The following is a 24,134-nucleotide window of genomic DNA, read 5'->3' as shown; positions in this document are numbered from 1 at the left end:
TAAGGTTTTTCGACCGGCGGGTTCCGCTGCGTATGTTGTTCCCATGGCCGCTCATGATCGGCGTGGGGGCCGTGTGACCGTGTACCGGCACAAGGTCCGATACTTCGAGGCGGACCAGCAGGGTGTCGTGTTCAACATGTGGTACCTCGGATATTTCGACGAGGCCATGACGACGTTCCTGGAGGAAGGCGGCCTGGGGTACCAGCAGATGCTCGACGCAGGCTTCGATGTGCAGCTCGTGCACAGCGAGATCGACTGGGGGTCCTCCCTGCGTTGGGGCGACGAGGCGGAAGTGTGCGTGGGGCTGGCCGAGCGTGGGACGACCTCTTTTTCCCTCAGCTTCGACGTCTGCGCCGGCGGCGAGAAGGTGGCCGCAGGCCGCACCGTGTACGTGGTCGTCGCCACCGACGGGTCGGGCAAGCGGCCCATCCCCGAGATCCTCGGCAAGGCTCTCGGGGCCCTGTGACCTCGGAGATCGACGCCGCGGTCGGCGTCGCGTCGGATCTGCTGGCCGCGGCCGGCGCCCGCCGGGGGTGGCGCGAGGCGGCGCAGGCCCGGCGGATGAGCCGCATCCTGTCGACACCCGGAGGCTTCGACCTGCTGCTCGCGTTGACCGACGAGGTGCTTCGCATCCGCGAGCCAAGGCGTGCAGCGCGCGTCCTGGCGGAGCTCGCCGGCGAGAACACGGCTGCGCTCGGGCTGCTCGACCGTCTCGCCCTGACCGCCGGCGCCCGGGTCGCGCCGTTCGCGCCGGGGCTCGTCGTGCCCGCCGCGCGGCGCCGGGTGCGCGCGGAGATGGGCGCCGTGATCCTCCCGGCCGCCGAGGACCAGCTGGCGCGCCACGCGCGGCACCGGCGCCGCCAGGGCATCCGGCTCAACGTCAACGTCCTCGGCGAGGCCATCCTCGGCGACCGTGAGGCCGCACGCCGGCTCGAGCAGGTGAAGGCGGCCCTCACCCACCCCTCCATCGACTACGTCTCGGTGAAGATCTCGTCGATCTGCGCGCAGATCGACGTGCTGCGCTTCGACTTCGAGGTGGAGCGCATCGCCGCCCATCTGAGGGACCTGTACGACACGGCCGCGAGGTTCACGCCGGCGAAGTTCGTCAACCTCGACATGGAGGAGTACCGCGACCTCGATCTGACCCTCGCGGTGTTCCGCAGGGTGCTCGACGAGCAGCGCTACGAGCGCCTGGGCGCCGGCGTGGTGCTGCAGGCGTACCTGCCCGACTCGCTGCCGGCGCTGGAAGAGTTGTGCGGGTGGGCGCGCGCGAGGCGCGACGGCGCCGGCGGCTGGGTGAAGGTGCGGATCGTCAAGGGCGCCAACCTGGCGGCTGAGCGCGTCGAGGCCGAGCTGCACGGTTGGCCGCAGGCTACGTTCCTGGAAAAAGACGAGACCGACGCGAACTACAAGCGCATGCTCGACGTGGCCCTGGACCCGGCGAACGACGGGGCGGTCCGCGTCGGCGTCGCCTCGCACAACCTCTTCGAGATCGGATGGGCGCACGCACGCGCCGATCGATTGGGCGCGCTGGATCGGGTGGAGTTCGAGATGCTCGAGGGCATGGCACCCGCCGTGGCGGAGGCCGCGGCGCAACGATTCGGCGGGTTGCTGCTGTACGCGCCCGTGGTGGACGAGCAGGAGATGGAGTCGGCGATCGCTTACCTGGTGCGGCGCCTCGACGAGAACACCGGCCCGCAGAACTTCCTGGCCCACCAGTTCGATCTGGAAGTCGGTTCGCCGGCGTGGATGCAGGAGGAGCAGCGGTTCCGGCGGTCGGTCGCGGCGCGTAGTGAGCGGCCGCCGGCGACGAAGCGGGTGCAGGACCGGTCGTCGGAGCCGGGGCGCTTGGCGGTGTCCACTCTCGGCTTCGCCAACGAGCCGGACACCGACTTCACCGTCACAGCGAACCGCCGGTGGGTGACGTCGTGCCTGGGGGCGGTCGCGTCGTCGGGCCTGCCTGACTACCGGCCCGTCGTCGGCGGGACCATCTTCGGCGGCAACCTGGAGGCTGTCGACGGAACAGATCCGAGCCGGCCGGAACGCCCGGCGTACAGATGGCTCTCGGCTGATGACGCCGCGGTCGAGGTCGCTCTGTCGTCGGCTGCGGTAGCGCAGCAGGAGTGGGCCGCGTTGGCGCCGGCGCGCCGGCGTGAGGTGCTGCTCGGTGCGGCCGACTCCCTTGCCAGCGCCCGGGGCCGCCTGCTGGCGGTGATGGCCTACGACACCGGCAAGACCATCCGGGAGGGCGACCCGGAGGTGTCGGAGGCGGTCGATTTCGCCTCGTACTACGCGTCGAAGGTTCCCGACGGCGGCGGGTTCGAGCCGCACGGGACGGTCGTGGTGGCGTCGCCGTGGAACTTCCCGTTGTCGATACCGGCGGGCGGGGTGCTGGCGTCGTTGGCGGCCGGGAACGCGGTGATCCTGAAGCCGGCGCCCGAGGCCGTCGCGGTGGCGGGCGAACTGGTGAAGGCGTTGTGGGAAGGCGGCGTTCCGCGCGAGGTGCTGCAGTTCGCCCCTTGCGTTGACGGCGAAGCGAGCCGGAAGTTGATCACCGACCCCCGCGTCGACGCGGTTGTGCTGACAGGTTCGTGGGAGACGGCGCGGATGTTCCTCGGTTGGCGGCCAGGGTTGAAGTTGCACGCCGAGACGAGCGGCAAGAACGCGATCGTCGTGACGGCCACCGCGGACGTGGACGAGGCTGTGGCCGACGTGGTCAGGTCCGCGTTCGGGCACGCGGGGCAGAAGTGCTCCGCGGCGAGCCTGGTGATAGTCGAGGCCGCAGTGCACGACGACCCCAGGTTCCTGAGACGGCTGTCGGACATGGTCGCGACGCTCCGGGTCGGACCGGCGTGGGATCTGTCGACCGCGATGGGGCCGGTGATTCGCCCGCCGGAAGGCCCGCTGCTGGCGGCCCTGACTCGTCTGGAGGCGGGGGAGAGCTGGCTCGTCGAGCCGCGGCGGCTGGACGAGCTGGGATACCTGTGGAGCCCCGGCGTGAAGGCCGGCGTCTCGCCGGGGTCGATGTTCCACCTCACCGAATGCTTCGGGCCGGTGCTGGGGGTGATGCGCGCCCGCGACCTCGACGATGCGATCGAGTTGCAGAACGCGCCTGCGTACGGTCTCACCGCCGGCCTCCACGCGCTCGATCCGTCCGAGATCGAGTACTGGCGCGAACGGGTCCACGCCGGGAACCTCTACGTCAACCGCGGCATAACCGGCGCGATCGTGCGCCGGCAACCCTTCGGTGGCTGGAAGCGCTCGGTCGTCGGCCCCGGCGCGAAGGCAGGTGGCCCCGACTACGTCGCGAGCCTCGGTTGCTGGCCGGTCGCCGATCATGCATCGCCCGAAGCCGGCGAGTACGCGGAGGGTTGCCGTCGCGCGTGGGCCGCGATGGCGGAACCGGTTGACGAGACCGGCCTCGTGGCGGAGTCGAACGCATTCCGCTTCATGCCGTTGGAGCGTGTGGGTGTGTTCGTCGGCGAGGGCGCCGGGGAAGGCGACGTCCGGTTGGCCCTCGCGGCTGCTTCGGCTGTCGGGGCGGAGGCGACTGTCTCGTACGGTTCGGTTCCCGACGGTGCTTTCGACAAGCTCCGTGTCCTCGGGCGCATCGACGACGCTTTGCGGCTAGGCGCGCACGACGCCGGCCTGTGGGTCGACGACACGGCCGTCGCGGAGAACCCGGAGCGCGAGGTGCTGCGCTGGGTACGGGAGCAGTCGGTGACCGAGACGAGACACCGGCACGGGAACGTCACGGGCCGCAGGCCCGGCCTCGTGCCGGCACCCGCCCGGGCGCTGCCCGGCGCGCCTGGCTAGCTTTGCCGTCGTGACAGCTCAAGTGCAGGGCACGTGCGACGACCGCTTCTCGGCGGTCAAGGACATTCTCGCCGCAAGTCTCGACAGCGGAGCCGACCTCGGGGCCTCGTTCGCGGTCACTGTCGAGGGGGAACTCGTCGTGGACATCTGGGGCGGGTGGGCGGACGAGGAGAAGACGCGACCTTGGGAGCGCGACACCATAACCAACGTCTGGTCGACCACCAAGACGATGACGGCCCTGTGCGCCTTGATCCTCGCCGACCGAGGAGAGCTGGACTTCGACGCTCCTGTGTCGCGCTACTGGCCGGAGTTCGCCGCCGGCGGCAAGCAGGACAGGGTGCTGGTCCGCCACATCATGTCGCACACTGCCGGGCTGCCCGGCTGGGACGAGCCGATGAAGCTCGAGGATCTGTACGACTGGGAGAAGTGCACCTCGTTGCTCGCCGCGCAGGAGCCCTGGTGGGAGCCCGGAACGGCTTCGGGTTACCACGCCGTGACCCAGGGTTACCTCGTCGGGGAGGTGGTACGGCGGATCAGCGGCGCCACCCTCGGCCGGTTCTTCGCCGACGAGGTCACTGGGCCGTTGGGCGCGGACTTCCACATCGGGCTTCCCGCCGGCGAGGACGGCCGCGTGTCGTACGTGATCCCGCCCAACATCGACCTCACCGGTGTGGACGCGACGCCGACCGCCCAGCGGGCACTGGCCAACCCGCCGCTGGACGGCACCGAGCCCCAGTCAGCGGCCTGGCGGCGAGCCGAGATACCCGCCGCCAACGGCCACGGCAACGCAAGGTCCGTCGCGCTCATTCAGGCGGCTGTCGCGAACGGGGGCCAGGTCGCCGGCGTGAAGCTCCTCTCGGAAGCGGGATGCCGGCGCATCTTCGACGAGCAGGCTCGCGGGACGGACCTCGTGCTCAACGTGCCGATGCGGCTCGGGATCGGCTACGGCCTCACCGCCGAGGAGACACCCGTCAGCCCCAACGCCAATGCCTGCTACTGGGGCGGCTGGGGAGGGTCGGTGATCGTCGTGGACCTGGACGCCCGGATGACATTCGCGTACATGATGAACCGCATGGAGTCCGGCCTCGTAGGTGACATCCGAGGGTTCGCGCTCGGGATGGCGGCCTACGAGGCTGTCGGGTCGGTGTAGCGGGGCTACCCCTCGAGAACGGGGCCGTCGAAGCGGTCGACGGTCGCGAACGTCGCGACCTCCGCGCGGCTCAACTTCGTAGGCCTTCTCCCGCCCTCGGGGTAGCCGAGCGCGAGGGCGCCGGCGAGAGCCCATCCTTCGGGAACGTCCAGGATGTCGAGGACCTCTTGCTCCGCGCTGACGAGCATCGTGGTGAAGACCCCACCGATCCCGACGTTGTGGGCTGCCAGGAGGATGCTCCACGCGAACGGGTAGATCGACGCCCCGCCGACCATCGTGTAGCGGGGCATGTCCCGGTCGACCGCCGCCAGGCCCTTCAGGTCCGCCAGGAGGACGAGAAGGGCCGGGACCTTGTCCAGGTTCTCCGCCATCCCGCCGGGCCCCTTCGCGGCTTCCGCTGCGAGATTCTCGGCGGCGCGCTCCGCTTCGGCCTCGGCCGCGCGGTCGGTGATCGGCGCCCACGGCACGAGCCCGGCCGCGCGGATGGCGAGATACCGGTACCAGCCGCGCAGGTACAGGTCGCGCAGTTTCTCGCGGGCCGACTGATCCTTGACGAGGATCACCTTCCACGCCTGGCGGTTCCCCCCGCTGGGGGCGTAACGCGCGACGTCGAGGATGTGGAACACCACCTCGTCGGGGACGGGGTGGTCCGCGAAATCCCGAACCGCACCGGTCGTCTGAAGAGCGCGCTCGAGGTCCATGGACCCGAAGTTATTCCCTGCTCGCTAGGTCGCGCGGCGCAGCAGGACCTCCTGGGCCACCGTCGCGAGGTGCCTGCCGTCGGACGCGTAGACGTGCCCGACTGCGAGACCCCTTGGGAAACCGAGGCCCTCGCAGCGGAAGTCGTGCAGCTGCCAATCGGCTCCGTCGAAGACGTGATGGAACCAGATGGCGTGGTCGAGGCTGATGCCGTTCCACTGCCGGCCCTTCGTGCCGTCGAGGTGCTGTTGCTGGGACCGGACGGCATCGGTCGCGAGGTCATCGGAAAGGAACGCGAGCGCGCACGCGGCGATGCCCCGGTCGTCGGGCGCCGCGTCCGGGATCCTCAGCCATGCGAGGGCGCGGCCCTGACCCTCGGCGATGTGGTCCCGGTAGAACATCGGGCTCCAGCTGTCGTCCCGAGCGGCGTTCGGCTGGGCGACGGCCGGAAACGAGAGTGCCTGGCGGTAACGCTGCGCGGTCCCCTTGTTGAACGACGCCGACATGTTCAAAATCGCTCCGCCCGTCTGTGCAGCGACGACCGCTCGGGTCACGAAGCTGCGCCCGTCGCGCAGTCGCTCCACGTCGAACACGATCGGCTCGGCGGCGTCGCCCTTGCGGATGAAGTAAGCGTGCAGCGAGTGGACCGAGTACTCCGGGTCGACGGTCGCCGCGGCCGCCCTCAGGGCCTGCGCCACGATCTGTCCCCCGAACAGACCGCCCCACGGGTAGTGCGGCCCCCTCCCGATGAACCGGTCCGGTGACGTCTCCTCGAGCTTCATCATGTCGGTGAAGTCCACGGCGGGGATTCTGCCCGCTCGCGCGGCGGGCGCGACGGACCTCGGACCGTCAGCCACCCGAAGCGAACACGTCCGCTCCCGCAGGCGGTAGGGGATCGTCGCGCGTCTCCAGCCACCGGTCGGGAAGGGCGACCGGCCTGGGTCCGTCGGTGTGACCTCTCGGCATGCGCACGGCGGCGTCGGGCAACACGGTGTGGGGATCGAGGTCGTCCAGGACGGAGTCGATCTCCGCGAGGGTGCACGCTTGCGCGAGCCGCCGGCGGGTGTCAGCGCCGACCGGGAACCCGGCTAGGTACCAGCCTGTGTGCTTGCGGAAGTCGCGTACGGCCGCGTGCTCCCCGGCGCGCTCGGCGAGCAAGCGGGCGTGGTGTGCCATCACCGTCGTGGCGAATCCGAGCTTTCGCGGCGGCGGCACCGGCCGGCCGGCGTAGATCGATTCGAGGTCCTCGAATAGCCATGGCCGGCCGAGGCAGCCGCGACCGACGACCACGCCGTCGCATCCTGTCAGCGCCTGCATCGCGGTGGCGTCGGCCGCCTCCCATATGTCGCCGTTGCCGAGCACGGGGATCGACGTGACCGCTTGCTTGAGCTCGCTGATCGCATTCCAGTCGGCAGGTCCGTGGTACCGCTGTTCAGCGGTCCTCGCGTGCAGTGCTACCGCGGCGACGCCTTCATCCTCCGCGATCACCGCGGCGTCTAGGGCCGTGAGGGTTCTCTCGTCGATGCCACGTCGCATCTTCACCGTGACCGGCACCGCTCGCGCTGCGCGGACAGCGGCCCGGACCACCGACCTGTATAGGACGTGGTGCGCGGGCAGCGCTGCACCCCCGCCCTGGCGGGTCACCTTAGGAGCGGGGCAGCCGAAGTTGAGATCCACGTGGTCGACGCCGATCTCGTCGACGAGTATCCGCACCGCCTCGTGCATGACGCGAGGATCCGCGCCGTAGAGCTGCACGCTGTGAACGGGTTCGCCCGGGGCGCGGGCGGCCATGCGGAAGGTCTTGTCGTTGCGTTCCACGAGCGCGCGGGCGGTGATCATCTCGCTGACGTACAAACCACCGCCGAACCCGCGGCACAGCTCGCGGAACGCGGGGTTGGTCACGCCGGCCATGGGCGCGAGCACGACCGGGGGACCGACCTCTATCGGTCCGATCTTCAGGACCACAGGTCGACGATCTCCACCCGTAGCTCGGCGAGCAGCCGGCGCAGGAGGGGGATGGAGATCCCGGTGATGGTGCCGTAGTTGCCGTCGATCGAATCGATCCACGGGGCGGACATCCCCTCCAGGGTGAAGGCGCCGGCGACCCGCAGCGGCTCGCCCGTCGCGACGTACGCGTCTATCTCGGCGTCGGTCGGGTCGCCGAAGCGCACGATCGCGGAGTCGGTGTGCGCTGCCTGAGCGCCGGAGTCCGTGTCGATGACGCAGTGACCCGTGTGGAGCATCCCGGCCCTGTTGCGCATCTGCTGCCACCGCCGGCGGGCCTCCTGGGGTGTCGACGGCTTGCCGAACGTGGCGTCCCCGAGCTCGAGCATCGAGTCGCAGCCGACCACCAGCGCGGGTCCCTCGACCTTCTCTGCGACAGACTCGGCCTTCCGCCTCGCCAGGACGAGGGTGGCCTCGGCTGGGGTGAGGTGGTCGACTCCGTCCTCGGATACGTGGCTGACGATCACCTCCGGGCGGAGGCCGGAGCCTTCGAGGAGGCGCAGCCGAGACGGCGAGGCGGAGGCGAGGATCAGCCGGCGTCCCACCCGAACAGCCTATTCCCGAACACGTGTTCGAAGTGCGCGTATTCTCGTGGGATGCACGACGAGCCCCGGTGGTCGGCCGGCCTTGACGAGTCCCAGCGCGAGGCCGTCGAGCACGACGGGGGCCCGCTCCTGATCGTCGCGGGGGCCGGCACGGGCAAGACCAGGACGCTCGTGGCGCGCCTCGCCCGGCTCATCTCGGGGGGGACCGCTCCCGAACGCCTGCTGCTGGTGACGTTCAGCCGCCGGGCCGCGGACGAGATGATCCGCCGGCTCGCCCCGCTGGTCGGGCCGGAGGTTGCACGCCGCGTGCACGCCGGGACGTTCCATTCCGTGGCGCACCGGTTGCTGCGCCAGCACGGCGAAGCGCTCGGCCTCGGTGCGGGCTTCAGCGTGATGGACCAGGGCGACGCAGCCGACCTGATGCACCTGGTGCGCCAGGAGGTCGGGGAGGGGGAGCGGCGTCGTTTTCCCCGCAAGGACACGCTGGTCGCCGTCTATTCGCGGGTGGTCAACGCGCAGGAGCCGCTCCGGCCCGTCCTGCGCAGACACTTTCCCTGGGTACAGGAGCACGAAGCCGCGATCGGACAGGTCTTTTCCCTCTATACCGAACGCAAGCGCGCGCAGGGCGTCCTCGATTTCGACGACATGCTCCTGTACTGGCGCGCGGCCGCGACCGACCCACAGGTGGGGCCCGTGCTCGCCGCCGCGTACGACCACATCCTCGTCGACGAGTACCAGGACACCAACGTGTTGCAGGCCGACATCGTCGCAGCGCTGCGCGCCGGCGCACGGCCGTTGACGGCGGTCGGCGACGACGCCCAGTCGATCTACGCGTTCCGCGCGGCCACCGTCCGCAACATGCTCGATTTCCCGGACCGCTTTCCTGGCGCGACCGTCGTGAAACTGGAGCGCAACTACCGCTCGACGCAGCCGATCCTCGACCTCGCGAACGCCGTGCTGGCGCAGGCGACCGAGGGATACGCCAAACATCTATGGACAGAGCGGGTCGGCGGCCTGCGGCCGGTGCTCGCCACATGCCCGGACGAGGCGTCGCAGGCGGACGCTGTAGCGGACGTGATCCTCGAACACCACGAGGCCGGGGTGGCGCTGCGCGACCAGGCCGTCCTGTTCCGCACTGCGCACCACAGCGACCTGTTGGAAGTCGAGCTTCGCCGGCGGAACATCCCGTTCGTCAAGTACGGCGGGTTGCGATTCCTAGAAGCCGCCCACGTGCGGGACCTGATCGCAGCGCTACGCGTGCTCGACAACCCCCGCGACGAGCTGGCGTGGTACCGGCTGCTGCAACTGCTCGACGGTGTCGGCCCGGCGGGCGCGCGCCGCGCGATGGAAGCGATGGGAGTGGGGGAGGGGGAGGGGCTGGGTCGTTTTGTCGACGGCGCGGCGGGGCTGGTGCCGGCGCGCGCCGCGAACGACGCGGAGAGGCTGGCGGCAGCGCTGCGTGACTGCGTGACTTCCGCTTTGGCGGCCGGGGCGCAGGTGGAGAGGCTGGCGGCGGGGCTCGAGCCCATGATCCGCCGGCGCTACGAGAACGCTGATGTGCGGCTGCGGGATCTCGAGGCGCTGGCGCGGGTCGCCGGCGGGTTCGAGGACCGGTCCCGGATGGTCGCCGAGCTGACGCTCGACCCGCCGGCATCGACCGCCGATCTTGCCGGACCCCCCTTGCTGGATGACGACTACGTCATCCTGTCGACGGTGCACTCCGCGAAAGGCGGGGAGTGGCGGGTTGTGCACCTGATCCACGCAGCCGACGGGATGTTCCCCTCGGACATGTCGACCGGGTCGAGGGAGGAGATAGAGGAGGAACGCCGGCTCTTCTACGTCGCGCTGACCCGCGCCTGCGAGCACCTCCACATCTACGCCCCGTTGCGCTACCACCACGGTGGGCCGTTCGGGCGGGGTGACGCGCACAGCTACGGGCAGCGGACCCGATTCCTGCCGCCGTCGGTAGAGGATCTGCTGGATCACCGCGCCGTGCGCGGCCGGCGCGACGACGTCGCTCTGCCGGCGCTCTCGGCGGCGCTGCCGTCCGCCGTCGACGACGCGCTCCGGGGGCTGTGGTAGGCGGCTAGTCCTTCGTCGCGACGTGGTTGGGCGTGACGTGCATCGCCGGCTCGAACCTGGTGGCCTCGTAGCCGGCGGCGTCTCGCTGTGCCGCGATCGTCGACTGCGCGAGCTGCTGGCGGCAGTCGGTGCAGGGTCCCCAGAAGCGCTCGGTCACCTCGGTGGCGCAGCGCGGGCAGTTGAACGTGGCGGTCGGGAGGGGGTCGGCGGCGGTCACGGCTCGGCGAGAGTACCGGCGGCGGCAGGCGGCGTCGGGGATGGTGGAGCGGGAGGCGTTCAGCGGAGGCCGAGCGCCGCCGAGCACGCCGGCCACTGGCCCCACCCGCTCTGCGACTGCAGCTTCTGCGCGGCGGCGTCCTGCATCGCCGGCGGCTCGAGGTCGGGTCGGCCCGGATAGCCGAGGTTGGTCCAGGTCGACTGGCTGAACTGGTACGCCCCGTAGAAGCCGTTCCCGGTGTCGGCCTGGTAGTTGTTGCCCGACTCGCACTCGCGCAGCTGGAGCCAGACGCCGCCGGCGCCGCCGGGGGAGACTATGGAGTGGACGACCGCGACGAGGCCGTTGTTGACCGGCATGCCCTGGGTGCGGGCGGCGAGCAGGTGGTCGAGACGCCCCTGCAGGCTGGTCAGTCTTCCCTGCTCGGAGGCGGCCTCGGCGAGGGCGGTCGCCCGGGCGGCCTCCACCTCCAGCGCCGCTGCCTGGCTGGCCTGCTGCTGCCGCTCGAGGTTCTGGGCGGCGGCGTTCAGCAGGTACTGCTCGGTCCGGTACCGGTCGACGCTGTCGGAGACGTTCCCCGTGGCGATGGAGAGGTAGCCGGCCCTGACTGCAGGGTCGGTCCCGGGCGGGAGCGCCGTCGTGGGGTCGACGCCTCCGGTGTAGCTGAGGATGGCCTCGCGGCGCAGCGCCTGCTCGCTTGTAGCGACCTGCTGCTGCAGGTGGACCAGCTGCTCCTCGTCGGCCCGGACCTGGCGTCCGAGGGCGTCGGCCTCCAGGTTGGCCTGGTCGTACGCGACGGTCAGGGCGTGGATGGCGCTCGCCCCCTGGGATACCTGGGACTCGATGGCGGTGATCTGTGCCCGGGTGGTGGAGATCTCGTCCGCCCCGGCCCTGCCGGCCGTCACCGCAACCAGAGCACCGGGCGCGCCGAACAAGACAACGGCGACACTCATGCCGGCCATCGTCCGCTTCACGAGGCCGCCTCCCCAGAATCCGGGGTGGGAGGCAGCTCGTAGGAGCTTCCCGATGAGACTCAAGACGGAGGGTGACCTTAGCGGCTCCCGCCGGAGGGGTCCACCAAATCGCGGGGTTGACGTCTAGCCGGACGTCTAGCCGGACGTCCAGGCGGCCGGGTCGGCATTGAGCTCGGTCACGCACCCGGGGAGCGGTCCCTCGACGATGTCCTCCAGGGTGACGTGCTCGATCACCCGCCGCATGCTGGCCCGCAGCGCCAGCCACACGTCCTTGAGAGGCCCCGCCACACCCGGGTAGTCGATGTCCTCGGTGGGTTGCCCCCGCACCGCCGCGAGCGGGCCGTCGACGGCGCGGAGCACGTCCGCCACGGTGATCTCCGCCGGCGGCCGGGCAAGCCTGTAGCCGCCATCGGTGCCCCGGTGGCTGGAGAGGATGCCGCGCTGGCGCAGTCGTTGGAGGATGCCCTGGAGAAAGCCGGCCGGGATCCCCTGCGCGGAGGCCAGTTCGGCGACCGTCATGGAGTTGCCGCCGGCGGCGGCGAGCACGGCCAGCGCCCTCACGGCGTAGTCGCCCTTGGCGGAAATCTCCACGTCCGCGAGTATGGCGCCCCATGGCACAGAGCTTCGGTGACGTCACAGTGGAACTAGGCGACGATTTCGTGGCGGAAGTGGAGATCCACCGTCCACCCAACAACTTCTTCGACGTCGTGCTGATCCGCTCCATCGCCGAGGCGTACGACTGGCTCGACGAAGGCGGTACCTGCCGGGCGATCGTCCTGTGCTCGGAGGGGAAGCACTTCTGCGCCGGCGCCGACTTCAACCAGGAAAGCTCCGCCGCCCCATTGCCGGAGGACGGTGCCGCGAGCCTGTACAGCGAGGCGGTCAGGTTGCTTCGGGGAGCGCTTCCCGTCGTGGCCGCGGTGCAGGGAGCAGCGGTCGGCGGAGGCCTCGGCTTGGCGTGTTCGGCCGACTTCCGTGTGGCCGCCCCGGAGGCCCGCTTCACCGCCAATTTCGCCCGGCTGGGCTTCCACCAGGGGTTCGGTCTCAGCGCCACCCTCCCGCTGATAGTCGGTCACCAGCGGGCGCTCGAGCTGCTCTACACAGGCCGGCGCATCGGCGGCGAGGAGGCGTCCAGGATCGGCCTGGCGGACCGGTTGGTCCCGCTGTCCGAAGTGCGCAGCGCCGCCCGTGAGCTCGCCGGCGAGATCGCCGGGTCAGCCCCGCTGGCCGTCCGCTCGATCCGCCAGACCATGCGTGGCCACCTCGCCGACCTGGTGGCGGAGGCGACCGACCGCGAGGACGCCGAGCAGATCCGTTTGCGGTCGACGTCGGACTTCGCCGAAGGGACCCGGGCCAGCTTCGAACGCCGCGACCCCGTCTTCACCGGGCGTTGAGTCGCCGTGGGACGACGGGCCTGACGGAAGCGCGATCCGGGCGGCACAACGACCGCCCGTCTCGGTCTTCCGTCGCCCCGCCGCTCTCGACCGCGCCCTGCCCGCGAAAGGACGGCTGCCGCGGCGTGCAGCGATCCGGAGTGGAGGGCTGGTGGATCGAAGCGGCCGGTCGTTGTCCCCGAAGGGGGCCGCCGGGCGATTCGATCCGACAGGGCTATCGCTCCGGTTGCCTAGTGGACGCGGTGGTAGGCGTACTCGATGCCCATGAGGATCGCCGCGGCGAGGAGAGCGATCATCACGATCGCGAAGACCAGATCGGCCTTGCGCGTCTTGAGGCCGTAGATCCCCACCAGTTGCGCCGCTACCAGACAGATGCCCGCCGCTATCAACAGGCTCACTCGGGGTGGAGAAAGCGGGCGGACATCGGCCAGAGGCTAACGGGGTGCGATCACGCGGGGCCAGCACCCCCCGCCGGAGTCCAGCGGGGGGCGGCTTCGGGGGCCAGCCACTCGACGCGCCCACCGCGGACAGCGGTCGACGAGACGGATGCGTGGTCCGCTTCGAGGTCGAGCAGCACCGCACCCGGCGGGAGGTCCACCGGGACGTCCGCGCCTCGGGGCGCCAGGAGGACCTGAGGCAACCGGGCGACTGCGGCGTCGCGTCGGGATTCCGACCCGCCGTACCACGCGGGGTCGACTACCTGCGCCCACTTGTCGGCGCCCATCACGACGGCGTCGTAGCCGGCAGCGATGTCGCATATCAGCTCGGAGTCGTTGACGGCGATCCCCAGCCACGGCCGGGACCGGCAGAGCGCGGCCAGGAGCTCGAGACGGTGCTCCAAGGGCGCGACGCGAGCGTCTTTCTTCCCCAGAGGAGACTCGCAGATCACCAGCTCGAGGCGGTCGAGACCTCCCTGGCGCCGCGCCGCCTCCGCGATCGCGACGTGCGCGACAGTGGGCGGGTCGAAGGTGCCCGGGTAGGCCCCGACGCGCATCGAGGCGTCAGTAGCGGTACTGCTCTGACTTGTACGGGCCGCCGAGATCGACGCCGAGGTAGTCGGACTGCTTCTCCGTCATCTGGGTGAGCTTCACGCCGAGCTTGTCGAGGTGCAGCCGCGCGACCTTCTCGTCGAGGTGGCGGGGAAGCACGTAAACGCCGGTCGGGTAGTGCTCGGTGCGGGTGTAGAGCTCGATCTGCGCGAGCACCTGGTTGGTGAAGCTCGACGACATCACGAAGCTGGGGTGCCCAGTGGCACAACCGAGGTTCACGAGCCGGCCCTCGGCGAGCACGATGACGGAGTGGCCGTCGGGGAAGTCCCACGAGTCGACCTGTGGCTTGATCTGCGTGCGCCTGATGTCGGGGGTGCGGGCGAGGCCGGCCATGTCGATCTCGTTGTCGAAGTGCCCGATGTTGCAGACGATCGCGTTGTGCTTCATCTTCGACATCGCCTCGGCGGTGATGATGTCGCGGTTGCCGGTAGCGGTCACGAAGATGTCGGCGGTACCGACCACGTCGTCGAGGGTGAGCACCTGGTAGCCCTCCATCGCGGCCTGCAGCGCGCAGATGGGGTCGATCTCGGTGACGATCACCCGCGCGCCCTGGCCGCTGAGGGACTGGGCGCAGCCCTTGCCGACGTCACCGAAGCCGCACACGACCGTGACCTTGCCGGCGATCATCACGTCGGTCGCCCGGAAGATCCCGTCGATCAGCGAATGGCGGCAGCCGTAGAGGTTGTCGAACTTGGACTTGGTGACGGAGTCGTTGACGTTGATGGCGGGGAACAGGAGGTTCCCCTGCTCCTGGCGCTGGTACAGGCGGTGAACCCCGGTGGTGGTCTCCTCGGTGACCCCCTTGATGCCCTCTGCGATGCGCGTCCAGAGCTTTCCGTCCTCGCGCAGGGTGCGGGTGAGGGTCGCGAGGATGAGCCCGTACTCCTCGGAGTCCTCGGGGCCGAGCTCGGGCGTCTTGCCGTCGCGCTCGCACTCGACGCCGAGGTGGACCAGGAGGGTGGCGTCGCCGCCGTCGTCGAGGATCATGTTCGGCCCCTGCTCCCCGTCCGCCCGATCGGGCCATCTGAGGGCCTGTTCGGTGCACCACCAGTACTCTTCGAGCGTCTCGCCCTTCCAGGCGAAGACCGGCACGCCGGCGGCGGCGATGGCTGCTGCGGCGTGGTCCTGGGTGGAGAAGATGTTGCAGCTCGCCCAGCGGACCTCGGCGCCGAGATGCACGAGCGTCTCGATCAGCACAGCCGTCTGGACGGTCATGTGAAGCGACCCGCTGATCCGGGCGCCGGCGAGCGGCTTGCTGTCGCCGTACTCGGCGCGAAGCGACATGAGACCGGGCATCTCGACCTCGGCGAGGTTGATCTCGCGCCGGCCGAAGTCAGCGAGGCCGATGTCGGCGACCTTGTAGGGCGGGGTGGAGGGATCGGCCACTGGAGGGCGCTCCTTTTTGGTTGGGATGAGACGGGACAGGGCTGGGTTTTCCGGCCTGCCGACGCGGGGGCGTGCAGCGGCCAAGTCGTCCAGGCTGGGGCCTTCAGGCCCTTCCCGTCTGGTCAGCCCGGTTCAGGTCAGAGCTTAGGCGACGGCCGCGGGGAGGTACTTTCGTTTCGTGTCGATCGAGATGCCGGTTCCCGAGCGCATCCTGATTGTGACGGCGCACCCCGACGACGTGGACTTCGGCGTGGCGGGGTCGGTCGCGGTGTGGACGGATGCCGGCGCTCACGTGACCTACTGCGTCGTGACCGACGGCGACGCCGGCGGCTCGGACCCGACGGTGTCGCGGGACGAGATGCGCCGGATCCGCCGGGTCGAGCAGGAGTCGGCTGCGGCCGAGGTGGGTGTGAAGGACCTGGTCTGGCTCGGTTACCCCGACGGACGGGTGGCGGCTTCGATCGACCTGCGAAGGGACATCTCGAGGGTCATCCGGCAGGTGCAGCCCCAGCGGGTCGTGACCCAGAGCCCGGACCGCCTGTGGGACCGGATCTTCGCTAGCCACCCGGACCACCTGGCGGTCGGTGAAGCCGCTACCTGCGCCGTCTATCCCGACGCCCGCAACCCCTTCGCGTTCCCCGAGCTGCTGGAAGAGGGCCTGGAGGCCCACACGGTGGGCGAGCTGTGGCTGATGGCCGCGCCGGCGCCCGACGTCTTCGTCGACGTCACGGGGACCATCGACCGCAAGCTGTCGGCGCTCAGGTGCCACGTCAGCCAGTCGGTCGACTCGGGCGGGGAGCTGGACGGGTGGATCCGGTCCTGGTTGGCCGAGACTGCGGTGAGGGCGGGGTGGGGCGCGGGGCGCCTGGCGGAGGGCTTCCGGCGGATCGTTACCGAGTAGGGGCTAGGGGCGTCCCGGGTGTGTCTCGGGTGTCCCGGGCGTCTCGGGTGTGTCTCGGGTGTGTCTCGGATGTTTCGGGGGCGTCTCGGGGTGTCCCGGCGTTTCGGGTGTGTTTTAGGGGAAGTGGGTAGGCTAAGTGGTCTCTCAGCATATTTAGGTTACCCAGATGACGTGGATGGACCCTCTGGTGGCGCCGGATCACGGTCGCGCCAGCCGGCCGGCCGCCTCCGAGGCGTTGGATGGACGCCGGTCGCACCGGATCACGGTCGCGCCAGCCGGCCGGCCGCCTCCGAAGGGTCAGACCGTCTCCGAGAACGGCTTGTCCTTGTCGACCCTCGGCTCTGCGGGAAGGCCCAGGACCCGTTCGCCGAGGATGTTGTGCTGGATCTCGTCGGTGCCGCCCCGGATCGACAACGACGGGCTCATCAGGAACATCGACTGCCACTCGTCGGGGTCACCGTCGAAGACGGTCGCCTCTGGTCCCTCCGCAGCGAGCCCCAACGCCGAGAGCTTCTTGATGAGGGCGGTGCCCCCCAGCTTGGACAGCGAATCCTCCGGTCCCGGCGCCCGCCCGGCCTCACGAGCCGCCCTGGCGCGGGAGGCGGACCAGCCGGCGATGGCGAAATCGGCGTAACGGGCCGCCCACTGGTCACGCAGCACGGACGCCGCGCCGGCGGGAGCTACCGACGAGCCGATCCGGTCGCCCAGCCCCTTGATCTGTTCGACGCGGGTTCCCAGACCGCCGCCGAGCGCCCCGCGCTCGAATGAAAGGCAGGTGATGGCGACACGCCAACCGTCTCCTACGGCACCGATGCGGTCCCGGTCGGGGATCCAGGCGTCGTCGAGGAACACCTCGTTGAAGTGGGCGTCGCGGTTCATCTGGAGCAGGGGGCGCACGGCGACGCCCGGAGCGGACATGTCGAGGGCGAACGCCGTGATGCCGGCGTGCTTGGGGAGGGACGGGTCGTGGCGGGCGACCAGGAGCCCCCACTGCGAGTAGTGGGCCCGGGACGTCCACACCTTCGATCCACTGATGCGCCATCCGTCGCCGTCTCGCACCGCGCGGGATTTCAACCCGGCGAGATCCGACCCGGCGTCGGGCTCGGAGAACATCTGGCACCAGATCTCCTCGCCGCTGCGGATCTTGGCCAGCCAGCGCTTCTTCTGTTCGTCGCCGGCGTGGGCGAGGATGGTGGGGCCGATCAGGTCGACCCCCACGAGGAACGGGTACAGGTCGGGCGCCTCGAACTCGGACAGGGCGGACCGCACGATCGCGGCGGCTGCCTTGTCGAGACCCATCCCCCCGTACTCGACCGGCCAAGTGGGCACGGCGAAGCCGCCGGCGGCCAGCTCTCCGAGGTAGGCCTGGCCCGACTCGAGGTCGTCGCTCCCCGCGCCGAGCACCCCGACCCTGACTGTCGAATCCCTCCGTGGTAGCAGCCGGGACAGCTCGGCCTCTGTGTCCGCCCGGAGCTTCTCCAGGCTGTCGTCATCCCGCACTTCGACGTCCAGATCGTCGTCCACTTCGGCGTCATCGGGTACTTCGGCCACTGAGGGCGACTCTACTGACCTCTACCTGCCGCCCTTCGCCGGCGGTGGCGGGCAGCACCCGGGCCCGCACCACGGCCCGGCAGGCAGCCCTTGCATGATCTTGTGCTCCGTCTCGAGCACCAGGTCGGCCGCCATCGCGGCGAACATGGGGTTCCTGCCGGGCGTCGGCACCCTGATCATCCGGATGCCCCTCGCACGCCCGATCGCCCCGGCCACCTGATCCACGTCGTGGACCACTTCCATGTGGTCGGCCACGAAGCCGATCGGCACGACAATGACCGCTCCGGAATCTTCGGGCAGCCCGCTGATGACGTCGTTGAGGTCGGGCCCCAGCCACGGTTCGGAGGGCGGACCGGATCGGCTCTGGAACGCCAACGTCCAGCCGTCCTCGGGCTCCCCGGCATCGACGGCGACCGTGCGGGCAACTTCGCGAAGCTGCGACTCGTAGTCGCACGTCGCCGCCATCGAGATGGGCAGGCTGTGCGCGGTCATGACCACAGGCGCCGTCGGGCCTGCCTCGACCCGGGCCACCCTGAGGCCGTCGACGAACGGGTCGACGAACCCCGAACGGTCGAAGTACGGCTGGAGCTTGACGATCCGCGGAGCCCGCGGTCCCACGAGTGCCCGCGCCGCCTCGATGTCCTCTATGTACTGGCGGCACGAGGAGTAGGACGAATAGGCCGAGGTCACGAAAGCAGCTGCGCTTGCGATCCCGTCGTCGCTCATCTGCGCGACCGTGTCGGAGAGGTAGGGATGCCAGTTGCGGTTGCCCCAGTAGACGGGCAGGTCCCTGCCCTTCTCCGCCAGCGCTGCCTGGAGGGCGGTGACGAGGGCGCGGTTGTGGTCGTTGATGGGGCTCACGCCACCGAAGAGGTGGTACTGAGCCGCGACCTGCTCGAGCCGCTCTGGCGGGACGTTCCTGCCGCGGACGACGTTCTCCAGGAAGGGCATGACGTCATCGGGCCCCTCTGGTCCGCCGAACGACACCACGATGACGCCATCGAACCCTGCTCCTGCACCCACGGCCCCAGACTACGGGCGGACAGGCCGCTGCGGAACGGGTCTGCCGGACAGATCAGCCCGGCCAGACCCGCCGGCTTCAGCCCAGCCAGACCTGCCGATTCTCGACACCCCACGCCGCGCACTGCCCGTACGTCGGTTCCCAGATGTCGAGCCTGTTGCCCTTGATCGCGCCACCGGTGTCTTGGGCCACGCGCTCTCCGACACCGGAGATGTAAAGGTGGGTTCCGAGCGGGATGACGCGGGGATCGACCGCTACGGTCTCCATACTCGTGGACGCACCCGAAGCTGTGCGGCCTTGCAGGTCGTAGCACGTGACCACGAAGGTGCCGAGGGAGCGCCCCCGGGAGCTGACGAGCTGCGCGGACCCGGTCGCCGCCGGGGCCGCCGGTGCGGAAGCAGCCCCCGCAGGTTGCGCGACCGAGGGTTGCGCGGCGCCCGGGACGGGAAAGGTGGCGCCGGCGGCCCAATCACCGCCGAATGGGCGGGGGCGGTTGTCGAACGCCGTCAGGTCCCCGGAGCCGATGGCAGCCGGTAGGAAGGGCGTCGTGGCACGGTGCGACACCGAGGAATCGGGTGGGGCACCCGAGTCGGGGGTTTTTGCCGCTGCGGTTGCGGGTACCGAAAGAGTACCGACGAGCAGGAGTGGTAGCCCTGTTGCGGCGACGGCGGAGCGGCGGCCGAGACCACGACGGAAGCGGCGAGAGAGACCACCCGCGGGACGGTCTCGAGTCGGCCGGACGGGATGACCCCCGTTCGGGGCATGGGTGTAGCCTTGCTTTGAGAGCATTGAAAGAAAACCCTTTCGTCGGCGCGCCGGCCACGAAAAGGGCTCTGCGAATCGCAGATGGGGGAGCGGGACCAGCGCGGGCCTCCGCCGGAAAGGGAAGGGCGGAGGTTGGCTTACGGCTCCCTGTCAGCGGTCTCTGGGACGGTCGCCCGGGGCCTTGTCGTTCGTTCTCGGTACCCAAGGATAACGGCGTCAACCCAGATTTCGGGGGACTGAAACCGTGACATGAGTCACTTTCGTGCACAAGCCCTGTATATGGCCTTATCGTGCGAAAATGACCCCTGGGTTGAGCATCCCGGAAGGGTCGAGAGCGGCCTTCACCGCCCGGAGTGCCGCGATTTCCGGCTCGGATCTCGACAGGGCGAGCCACCTGGCCTTCGCTCGGCCGATCCCGTGCTCGGCGCTGATCGAGCCTCCCATCGAGGACACCAGCCGCAGGACGGCTTCGTCCACAGCCTCGTCGTCGGGATCGGGTCCCACTACGTTCACGTGGAGGTTGCCGTCGCCGGCGTGGCCGAAGAGGACCATCCGGGCGTGGGGATCGCAGTCCGCGACGACCTTGCCGACAGCGTCGGAGAACTCGGCCAGCCGCGAAAGCGGCAGGGTCACGTCGAGCTTGTGCGGAATTCCCAGGGCAGAGACGGCCTCGGTATGCCGCTCGCGGTAGGACCACAGTCTCGCCTGGCCGGCCGGGTCGTCGGCCAGGGCGGTTGCGTCGTCGGGAAGGTCGAGGTCGCTCAGAGCCGCGAAGAGTTGGTCGCTCGGGTCCACGAGACCCGCGCACTCGAGGACGACGTAAACCGGCCAACTCGCGGGAAGAGGGTCGGCCAGCGAGGCGTGCGACCGGACCAGCTCCAGCCCGTCGGCGAAGAAGAGCTCAGCGGCCTGGAGACCCTCGACCCGCCGGCGCACCACCTCCAGTACCGCCAGGGCGGCACGGACGTCGGGCAGGCCGATCAGCGCGACGACCTTCGCAGGGTGGCTGGGCACCAGCCGCAACCTCGCTGCGGTGACGATCCCGAGGGTGCCCTCCGAGCCGACCAGCAGCTGGGAAAGGTCGTACCCCGTGTTGTCCTTGACGAGCCCGCCCAGCCTCGACACGACGCTGCCGTCTGCCAGCACCGCCTCCACACCCACCACCTGAGCGCGCATAGAGCCAAAACGAAGGACGTGCAGGCCGCCGGCGTTCGTCGCGATCATCCCGCCCACCGTTGCGCTGTCCCGTGCAGCGAGGTCGATCGGGAACTCCAGGCCCGCCGCTGAGGCTGACGCCTGCAGCGACGCCAGGGTCACGCCGGCGCCGGCGGTGATCTGGGCAGCCACCGGATCGGGTTCGCCGAGCTGGTCGAGCCGTCGGGTGCTGAGCACGACCGGAGGGGGGCCGCCCGCCGGCGGGACGGAACCTCCCACGAGGCCGGTATTGCCGCCCTGGGGGACCACGGACACACCTGCGCCACCGCACGCCCGGATGACCGCAGCGACTTCCGAGGTGGTGGCCGGGCGAACCACCAGCGCCGCTCGACCGGTGAAGCGCCGGGTCCAGTCGGTCTCGTAGGGCGCCATGGTCGCTTCGTCCGCGAGCACCTGCGACGGGCCGACGATCCGAGCCAGATCGTCCGCAAGCGTCGACAGCGTTGCCGTTGGCTCAGGCATCGATCCATGTTGGCTGACGCGAGCCTCGGGAGGAAAAAGACACGGCCACCTACGATTGCGTAGCCCACCGAGGAGGAAGCCCCCCATGCCAGATCAGCCAGAAGCCGAGAGGGTGACGATCGCCGTCGAAGATGGCGTAGCCGATGTGAGGCTCAACCGCTCCGACAAGCTGAACGCCTTGGACCAGGCGATGTTCGACGCACTCGTCGCCGCCGGAGAACGACTCGCGGACGACACCTCTGTGCGGGCAGTGGTGCTCTCGGGCGAGGGGAGGGCGTTCTGCGCCGGGCTGGACCTCGGTTCGTTCCAGGCGATGGCGGCCACCGACCGCGGGTCGGGCGTCACATCGAGGTTGGGGGACAGGTCCGGCGGGCGCATAACCAACCACGCCCAGCAGGCCGCCTACACCTGGTCGGAACTGCCGGTACCCGTCATCGCCGCCGTCCACGGGGTCGCGCTGGGTGGCGGGCTGCAAGTGGCCCTGGGCGCCGACCTGCGGTTCGTGGCTCCCGACGCCCAGCTGTCGGTCCTCGAGATCCGCTGGGGTCTCATCCCGGACATGACCGGGACCCACACCCTGCGCCGGCTGGTCGGCCTCGACGTGGCGAAGGAGCTCACCTGGACCGGGAGGATGGTCTCCGGCGAGGAGGCGGTCGCCATCGGCCTGGCGTCCCGTGTGTGCGCCGACCCGAGAGCGGAGGCGCTGCAGTTCGCCCGGCAGATCGCGGCGTCCAACCCGCACGCGATCCGCGCCGGGAAACGACTGCTCAACCAGTCCGGCCTCGTCGACATCGCCAGGCAGTTCCAGGACGAGTCGAAAGAGATGGGTGCGCTCATCGGAACCCCAAACCAGATCGAGGCGGTCAAAGCCTGGTTCGAGAAGCGCCAACCGATATTCACCGACCCGATCGACTCTTGAGCCGATTGGGGCCCCAAACCCAAATCTGGCCGTTAGGCTGGGGGAGTGACTGAAGCGACCCAAGCCCCTGCTGCGATCGAACATGACGCCATAACAGGCGAGGCGGGAGCACCAGAAGACGCTGATGTGGCCATCGCAGCGTTCCGCAACCAGCTGGAGGGCCAGGTGTCGGTTCCGGCCTCGGTGGTCCAGGACTGCCTGCTGGACCTGTGGGCCAAGCTCCCCGAGGGTGAGCCGCGCACCGAGGTCGAGCGCTGGCTCACCGAGACGCTCGAGCGGAGCCTCTACGCGGTCTCTGACGTGGACGCCAGGCTGGAGAGCGTCTTCAGCAACAACTGACTCCGTCGTTGCCGGGTACGGTCCTTGGCGCGGCGCGCCGAGTGACGCGTGCCGGGCAAGGAGCGCACCGTGGACGAGACTTCGAATCCCCGCCAGAACGTAACCTTCACCAGCAACGGCGGACAAGCGCACGGGTACCTCGCCGTACCGAGCGCGGGGAGCGGCCCTGGCGTCGTCGTGATCCAGGAGTGGTGGGGACTCACCTCCCACATCGCATCGATCACTGACCGGCTCGCCGCTGCTGGGTTCGTGGCGCTGGCCCCTGACCTCTACGGCGGGGCCACGACCCACGACGCCAACGAAGCAGGCCGGCTCATGCAGGAGCTTCCCGTCGACCGGGCCGCCCGGGATCTGGCTGGGGCCGTCGACTTCCTCTTGGCGCGCGACGACGTCACCAGCGAGCGCGTCGGGCTCGTCGGCTTCTGCATGGGCGGATCGTTCGTCCTCAACCTCGCGGTGCAGGAGGGGGGCAAGATCGCCGCCGCTGTCCCGTTCTATCCCGCGGGGCAGCTGCCGGACGACTACTCGAAGCTGCAGGCGGCGGTCCTGGCCCACTTCGGAGAACGAGACGACTTCGTGCCCATCAGCGTCGCCGACGAGGTTTCGGCGAAGATCACAGCCGCGACCGGCAAGGAGCCGGAGGTCCGGCGTTACCCCGCTGGCCACGCTTTCCTCAACGACGAGAACCTCCTCGGCACCTATGACCGCGACCAGGCCATCAAGGCGTGGGACCGCACGATCGAGTTCCTCCGGGAGCACCTCACCTGAAACAAGAGCGCTGTCACGTCAAAGCCGGGCCCTAGCGGGCTCGGCTGCCACATTGCGCCGATCCCTAGCGGGCCCGGCTGTGCCACCGGCCGCTCGTGCCTTCCAGGACCAACGCGACGCCGAACGTCTCCGACAACGACGCAGCGCTCAAGGCCTCAAAGATCGGCCCTGCCGTCACGATCCTGCCCTCCCGCAGCAGCAGGACATGGGTGAACCCGGCAGGGATCTCCTCCACGTGATGAGTGATCATGACGATCGGCGGGCTCGCCGCGTCCGCCGCAATCGAGGACAGCCGCGCGACCAGGCGCTCGCGACCCCCCATATCGAGCCCCGCCGCCGGCTCGTCGAGGAGAAGCAGGTCGGGCTCGCCCATCATGGCCCTGGCGAGGAGGACTTGCTGGCGTTCGCCGTCTGAGAGGACGCCGAACGGACGGTCGGCGATGCCGGCGAAGCCGGCATCGGCCAGCAACGAGGCGGCCTTGTCGTGCTCCGCCTGGCTGTAGGAGTGCCACCACGGTTCGAGCGCGGCGTGCCTGCCGGCCACGACGATGCCTTCGGCCGTCACCCCCGGCAGGAGCTTCTTGGCGACAGCGGAGGAGACCAGGCCTATCCGTTCACGCAATCGACGGACATCGACACTCCCGAGGCGGTGTCCCAGTATCTCCACGATGCCGCGAGTGGGGTGGAGGTAACCCGACGCCAGCTCGAACATGGTCGTCTTCCCCGAGCCGTTCGGACCGAGGATCACCCATCGGTCCTCCCGCCGGACCGACCATTCGACGCCGGAGAGGACCGGGGTCCCGACCCTGTCGAGGTCGACCGCTTCGAACCGCAGCGCGTATGGGGTGGGTCCTGGCATGGGTCGCTGCAAGGTATCGGT

General features: G+C 69.8%; 24 protein-coding genes. 9 read left to right on the top strand and 15 right to left on the bottom strand.

What is annotated here, in order from left to right:
* The first annotated feature begins 43 nt into the window (after positions 1-43).
* From VNF71_11165 to VNF71_11155, 3 genes are read left to right on the top strand one after another with little or no spacing between them, the layout of a single operon-like run.
* On the top strand, positions 44-466 hold the full coding sequence (locus VNF71_11165) for a thioesterase family protein (protein HVA75109.1): 423 nt from the start codon (positions 44-46) through the stop codon (positions 464-466).
* The gene (locus VNF71_11160) at positions 463-3,816 is read left to right on the top strand and encodes a bifunctional proline dehydrogenase/L-glutamate gamma-semialdehyde dehydrogenase (protein HVA75108.1); all 3,354 of its coding nucleotides are present in this window, start codon (positions 463-465) and stop codon (positions 3,814-3,816) included. Before VNF71_11165 ends, VNF71_11160 begins: the two co-directional genes overlap by 4 nt.
* Before the next feature lie 10 nt (positions 3,817-3,826).
* Positions 3,827-4,966, top strand: a complete 1,140-nt coding sequence (locus VNF71_11155) for a serine hydrolase domain-containing protein (GenBank protein HVA75107.1) — start codon at positions 3,827-3,829, stop codon at positions 4,964-4,966.
* 5 nt (positions 4,967-4,971) lie between these two features.
* Here the strand turns inward: VNF71_11155 and VNF71_11150 are convergent, their stop codons facing one another.
* The 4 genes from VNF71_11150 to VNF71_11135 are packed head-to-tail and all read right to left on the bottom strand — an operon-like array spanning position 4,972 to position 8,214.
* Positions 4,972-5,667: a nitroreductase family protein gene (locus VNF71_11150; protein HVA75106.1), complete on the bottom strand. Its 696-nt coding sequence runs from the start codon at positions 5,665-5,667 to the stop codon at positions 4,972-4,974.
* A gap of 24 nt (positions 5,668-5,691) precedes the next feature.
* Positions 5,692-6,465 (bottom strand): acyl-CoA thioesterase domain-containing protein, encoded by a 774-nt coding sequence (locus tag VNF71_11145; GenBank protein HVA75105.1) that lies wholly within the window; start codon positions 6,463-6,465, stop codon positions 5,692-5,694.
* Positions 6,466-6,514: 49 nt separating this feature from the next.
* Positions 6,515-7,630 (bottom strand): tRNA dihydrouridine synthase DusB, encoded by a 1,116-nt coding sequence (gene dusB, locus VNF71_11140; GenBank protein ID HVA75104.1) that lies wholly within the window; start codon positions 7,628-7,630, stop codon positions 6,515-6,517.
* On the bottom strand, positions 7,621-8,214 hold the full coding sequence (locus tag VNF71_11135) for a nucleoside triphosphate pyrophosphatase (GenBank protein HVA75103.1): 594 nt from the start codon (positions 8,212-8,214) through the stop codon (positions 7,621-7,623). The genes dusB and VNF71_11135 overlap by 10 nt, the downstream gene beginning before the upstream one ends.
* A gap of 51 nt (positions 8,215-8,265) precedes the next feature.
* Here VNF71_11135 and VNF71_11130 point away from each other — a divergent pair, with 51 nt between their 5' ends.
* The gene (locus VNF71_11130; protein HVA75102.1) at positions 8,266-10,296 is read left to right on the top strand and encodes an ATP-dependent helicase; all 2,031 of its coding nucleotides are present in this window, start codon (positions 8,266-8,268) and stop codon (positions 10,294-10,296) included.
* A 4-nt stretch (positions 10,297-10,300) separates the two neighbouring features.
* Here the strand turns inward: VNF71_11130 and VNF71_11125 are convergent, their stop codons facing one another.
* The 3 genes from VNF71_11125 to VNF71_11115 form a co-directional block, all read right to left on the bottom strand.
* The gene (locus VNF71_11125) at positions 10,301-10,513 is read right to left on the bottom strand and encodes a hypothetical protein (GenBank protein ID HVA75101.1); all 213 of its coding nucleotides are present in this window, start codon (positions 10,511-10,513) and stop codon (positions 10,301-10,303) included.
* 59 nt (positions 10,514-10,572) lie between these two features.
* Positions 10,573-11,463 carry a transglycosylase family protein gene (locus tag VNF71_11120; protein ID HVA75100.1) on the bottom strand — a complete coding sequence of 297 codons (891 nt, stop codon included), beginning with the start codon at positions 11,461-11,463 and terminating at the stop codon, positions 10,573-10,575.
* 156 nt (positions 11,464-11,619) lie between these two features.
* The gene (locus VNF71_11115) at positions 11,620-12,075 is read right to left on the bottom strand and encodes an Rrf2 family transcriptional regulator (protein HVA75099.1); all 456 of its coding nucleotides are present in this window, start codon (positions 12,073-12,075) and stop codon (positions 11,620-11,622) included.
* A gap of 20 nt (positions 12,076-12,095) precedes the next feature.
* Between VNF71_11115 and VNF71_11110 the strand changes: the two genes are divergently transcribed.
* Positions 12,096-12,878 (top strand): enoyl-CoA hydratase/isomerase family protein, encoded by a 783-nt coding sequence (locus VNF71_11110; protein HVA75098.1) that lies wholly within the window; start codon positions 12,096-12,098, stop codon positions 12,876-12,878.
* Positions 12,879-13,108: 230 nt separating this feature from the next.
* Here VNF71_11110 and VNF71_11105 read toward each other — a convergent pair whose 3' ends face one another.
* From VNF71_11105 to ahcY, 3 genes are read right to left on the bottom strand one after another with little or no spacing between them, the layout of a single operon-like run.
* A complete protein-coding gene (locus tag VNF71_11105) occupies positions 13,109-13,276 on the bottom strand; it encodes a hypothetical protein (GenBank protein ID HVA75097.1) in 168 nt (55 codons plus the stop codon).
* A gap of 50 nt (positions 13,277-13,326) precedes the next feature.
* On the bottom strand, positions 13,327-13,872 hold the full coding sequence (locus VNF71_11100; GenBank protein HVA75096.1) for an adenylyltransferase/cytidyltransferase family protein: 546 nt from the start codon (positions 13,870-13,872) through the stop codon (positions 13,327-13,329).
* Between the two features lie 7 nt (positions 13,873-13,879).
* On the bottom strand, positions 13,880-15,313 hold the full coding sequence (gene ahcY, locus VNF71_11095; GenBank protein ID HVA75095.1) for an adenosylhomocysteinase: 1,434 nt from the start codon (positions 15,311-15,313) through the stop codon (positions 13,880-13,882).
* 178 nt (positions 15,314-15,491) lie between these two features.
* Here ahcY and VNF71_11090 point away from each other — a divergent pair, with 178 nt between their 5' ends.
* A complete protein-coding gene (locus VNF71_11090; GenBank protein ID HVA75094.1) occupies positions 15,492-16,214 on the top strand; it encodes a PIG-L deacetylase family protein in 723 nt (240 codons plus the stop codon).
* A gap of 297 nt (positions 16,215-16,511) precedes the next feature.
* Here VNF71_11090 and VNF71_11085 read toward each other — a convergent pair whose 3' ends face one another.
* The 4 genes from VNF71_11085 to VNF71_11070 form a co-directional block, all read right to left on the bottom strand.
* Positions 16,512-17,765, bottom strand: coding sequence for an acyl-CoA dehydrogenase family protein (locus tag VNF71_11085; GenBank protein ID HVA75093.1), 1,254 nt, complete (start codon positions 17,763-17,765; stop codon positions 16,512-16,514).
* Positions 17,766-17,786: 21 nt separating this feature from the next.
* Positions 17,787-18,788, bottom strand: a complete 1,002-nt coding sequence (gene hemH / locus VNF71_11080; protein HVA75092.1) for a ferrochelatase — start codon at positions 18,786-18,788, stop codon at positions 17,787-17,789.
* A 76-nt stretch (positions 18,789-18,864) separates the two neighbouring features.
* Positions 18,865-19,350 carry a 3D domain-containing protein gene (locus VNF71_11075; GenBank protein ID HVA75091.1) on the bottom strand — a complete coding sequence of 162 codons (486 nt, stop codon included), beginning with the start codon at positions 19,348-19,350 and terminating at the stop codon, positions 18,865-18,867.
* A 486-nt stretch (positions 19,351-19,836) separates the two neighbouring features.
* Positions 19,837-21,228 (bottom strand): FAD-binding oxidoreductase, encoded by a 1,392-nt coding sequence (locus VNF71_11070; GenBank protein ID HVA75090.1) that lies wholly within the window; start codon positions 21,226-21,228, stop codon positions 19,837-19,839.
* Positions 21,229-21,313: 85 nt separating this feature from the next.
* On the opposite strand from VNF71_11070, the gene VNF71_11065 reads away from it, so the two are divergent.
* The 3 genes from VNF71_11065 to VNF71_11055 all read left to right on the top strand — a co-directional run bounded on the left by VNF71_11065 (position 21,314) and on the right by VNF71_11055 (position 23,254).
* Positions 21,314-22,147, top strand: coding sequence for a crotonase/enoyl-CoA hydratase family protein (locus tag VNF71_11065; protein ID HVA75089.1), 834 nt, complete (start codon positions 21,314-21,316; stop codon positions 22,145-22,147).
* A 45-nt stretch (positions 22,148-22,192) separates the two neighbouring features.
* Positions 22,193-22,486: a hypothetical protein gene (locus tag VNF71_11060; protein ID HVA75088.1), complete on the top strand. Its 294-nt coding sequence runs from the start codon at positions 22,193-22,195 to the stop codon at positions 22,484-22,486.
* Positions 22,487-22,555: 69 nt separating this feature from the next.
* Positions 22,556-23,254 carry a dienelactone hydrolase family protein gene (locus tag VNF71_11055; protein ID HVA75087.1) on the top strand — a complete coding sequence of 233 codons (699 nt, stop codon included), beginning with the start codon at positions 22,556-22,558 and terminating at the stop codon, positions 23,252-23,254.
* A 64-nt stretch (positions 23,255-23,318) separates the two neighbouring features.
* Here VNF71_11055 and VNF71_11050 read toward each other — a convergent pair whose 3' ends face one another.
* Positions 23,319-24,113 carry an ATP-binding cassette domain-containing protein gene (locus VNF71_11050; protein HVA75086.1) on the bottom strand — a complete coding sequence of 265 codons (795 nt, stop codon included), beginning with the start codon at positions 24,111-24,113 and terminating at the stop codon, positions 23,319-23,321.
* Positions 24,114-24,134 lie beyond the last annotated feature (21 nt).

This window comes from Acidimicrobiales bacterium (assembly GCA_035533095.1).
Taxonomy (GTDB): domain Bacteria; phylum Actinomycetota; class Acidimicrobiia; order Acidimicrobiales; family Palsa-688; genus DATLUM01.
Note: the sequence above shows the minus strand (reverse complement) of the source record. Positions and strands in the feature narration are given on the sequence as shown.

Bases quoted from the DNA above. Each gene is read 5' to 3' on its own strand.
- VNF71_11110 (HVA75098.1), top strand. From the start codon at position 12,096: ATGGCACAGAGCTTCGGTGACGTCACAGTGGAACTAGGCGACGATTTC.
- VNF71_11120 (HVA75100.1), bottom strand. From the start codon at position 11,463: ATGAGTGTCGCCGTTGTCTTGTTCGGCGCGCCCGGTGCTCTGGTTGCG.
- VNF71_11130 (HVA75102.1), top strand. From the start codon at position 8,266: ATGCACGACGAGCCCCGGTGGTCGGCCGGCCTTGACGAGTCCCAGCGC.
- VNF71_11065 (HVA75089.1), top strand. From the start codon at position 21,314: ATGCCAGATCAGCCAGAAGCCGAGAGGGTGACGATCGCCGTCGAAGAT.
- VNF71_11070 (HVA75090.1), bottom strand. From the start codon at position 21,228: ATGCCTGAGCCAACGGCAACGCTGTCGACGCTTGCGGACGATCTGGCT.
- VNF71_11165 (HVA75109.1), top strand. From the start codon at position 44: ATGGCCGCTCATGATCGGCGTGGGGGCCGTGTGACCGTGTACCGGCAC.
- VNF71_11100 (HVA75096.1), bottom strand. From the start codon at position 13,872: ATGCGCGTCGGGGCCTACCCGGGCACCTTCGACCCGCCCACTGTCGCG.
- VNF71_11150 (HVA75106.1), bottom strand. From the start codon at position 5,667: ATGGACCTCGAGCGCGCTCTTCAGACGACCGGTGCGGTTCGGGATTTC.
- VNF71_11050 (HVA75086.1), bottom strand. From the start codon at position 24,113: ATGCCAGGACCCACCCCATACGCGCTGCGGTTCGAAGCGGTCGACCTC.